The organism is Marinomonas posidonica (assembly GCF_043643765.1).
Taxonomy (GTDB): Bacteria; Pseudomonadota; Gammaproteobacteria; order Pseudomonadales; family Marinomonadaceae; genus Marinomonas; species Marinomonas posidonica_A.
Map to the genome: position 1 here is coordinate 3,238 of NZ_JBHZSP010000027.1, position 2,025 is coordinate 5,262.

Genomic DNA, 2,025 nt, shown 5'->3' on the forward strand with positions numbered 1-2,025 from the left:
CATGGTAGAGGAGCGTTCTGTAGGCCGTTGAAGGGAAAGCTGTAAGGCATCCTGGAGGTATCAGAAGTGCGAATGTTGACATGAGTAACGATAAGGGGAGTGAAAAACTCCCCCGCCGGAAGACCAAGGTTTCCTGTCCCATGTTAATCAGGGCAGGGTGAGTCGGCCCCTAAGGCGAGGCAGAAATGCGTAGTCGATGGGAAACAGGTTAATATTCCTGTACTCGTGCATATTGCGATGGAGAGACGGAGAAGGCTAGGCCAGCGCGGCGATGGTTGTCCGCGTTTAAGGTTGTAGGCTGGGGTTTTAGGTAAATCCGGAACCCTGTTAAGGCTGAGAATTGATGACGAGCCCTCTTTTGGGCGAAGTGGTTGATGCCCTGCTTCCAGGAAAAACTTCTAAGCTTCAGATATGCAGGAACCGTACCCCAAACCGACACAGGTGGTCAGGTAGAGAATACCAAGGCGCTTGAGAGAACTCGGGTGAAGGAACTAGGCAAAATGGTACCGTAACTTCGGGAGAAGGTACGCCGGCCGGTGTGAAGGACTTGCTCCGTAAGCACTAGTCGGTCGAAGATACCAGGTGGCTGCGACTGTTTATTAAAAACACAGCACTCTGCAAACACGAAAGTGGACGTATAGGGTGTGACGCCTGCCCGGTGCTTGAAGGTTAATTGATGGGGTTAGCGTAAGCGAAGCTCTTGATCGAAGCCCAAGTAAACGGCGGCCGTAACTATAACGGTCCTAAGGTAGCGAAATTCCTTGTCGGGTAAGTTCCGACCTGCACGAATGGCGTAACGATGGCCACACTGTCTCCACCCGAGACTCAGTGAAATTGAAATCGCAGTGAAGATGCTGTGTATCCGCGGCTAGACGGAAAGACCCCGTGAACCTTTACTATAGCTTCACAGTGAACTTTGAACCTACTTGTGTAGGATAGGTGGGAGGCTTTGAAGATAGGACGCCAGTTCTATTGGAGCCAATCTTGAAATACCACCCTGGTACGTTTGAGGTTCTAACTCAGGTCCCTTATCGGGATCGAGGACACTGTGTGGTGGGTAGTTTGACTGGGGCGGTCTCCTCCCAAAGAGTAACGGAGGAGCACGAAGGTGTGCTCAGCATGGTCGGAAATCATGCATAGAGTGTAAAGGCAAAAGCACGCTTAACTGCGAGACAGACACGTCGAGCAGGTACGAAAGTAGGTCTTAGTGATCCGGTGGTTCTGTATGGAAGGGCCATCGCTCAACGGATAAAAGGTACTCCGGGGATAACAGGCTGATACCGCCCAAGAGTTCACATCGACGGCGGTGTTTGGCACCTCGATGTCGGCTCATCACATCCTGGGGCTGAAGCCGGTCCCAAGGGTATGGCTGTTCGCCATTTAAAGTGGTACGCGAGCTGGGTTTAGAACGTCGTGAGACAGTTCGGTCCCTATCTGCCGTGGACGTTTGAGATTTGAGAGGAGCTGCTCCTAGTACGAGAGGACCGGAGTGGACGAACCTCTGGTGTTCCGGTTGTCACGCCAGTGGCATTGCCGGGTAGCTACGTTCGGACGGGATAACCGCTGAAAGCATCTAAGCGGGAAGCCTCCCTCAAGATAAGATCTCACTGGAACATAAGTTCCCTAAAGAGCCGTTGAAGACTACGACGTTGATAGGTTGGGTGTGTAAGTGCTGTGAGGCATTGAGCTAACCAATACTAATTGCTCGTGAGGCTTGACCATATAACACCAAAGTAGTTTTTAGCTGACAACAGCTAAAAGACACATAGATTACGATTGAAGCTGGTTTATCGCTTGATCCACGTTATTTCAAAATGAATTGTTAAAGATCCAAGCAACGTATTCGCGTGTTTTGGTTAACAGAGCAAACAAGCTCATACCAGAACGATACGCAAACCGAATTGCTTGACGATCATAGAGGCGTTGAACCACCTGATCCCATCCCGAACTCAGAAGTGAAAAGCGCCATCGCCGATGGTAGTGTGGGGGATCCCATGTGAGAGTAGGTCGTCGTCAAGCTTTAAA

At 50.7% G+C, this 2,025-nt stretch carries 2 rRNA genes (1 of these 2 only partly in view); both read left to right on the plus strand.

Annotated features, from left to right (window positions below):
- A 23S ribosomal RNA gene (locus ACHUFM_RS18150) occupies positions 1–1,722 on the plus strand (it extends 1,255 nt beyond the left edge of the window).
- 182 nt (positions 1,723–1,904) lie between these two features.
- Positions 1,905–2,019: ribosomal RNA gene (gene rrf, locus ACHUFM_RS18155) — 5S ribosomal RNA — on the plus strand.
- The last annotated feature ends 6 nt before the right edge of the window (positions 2,020–2,025 follow it).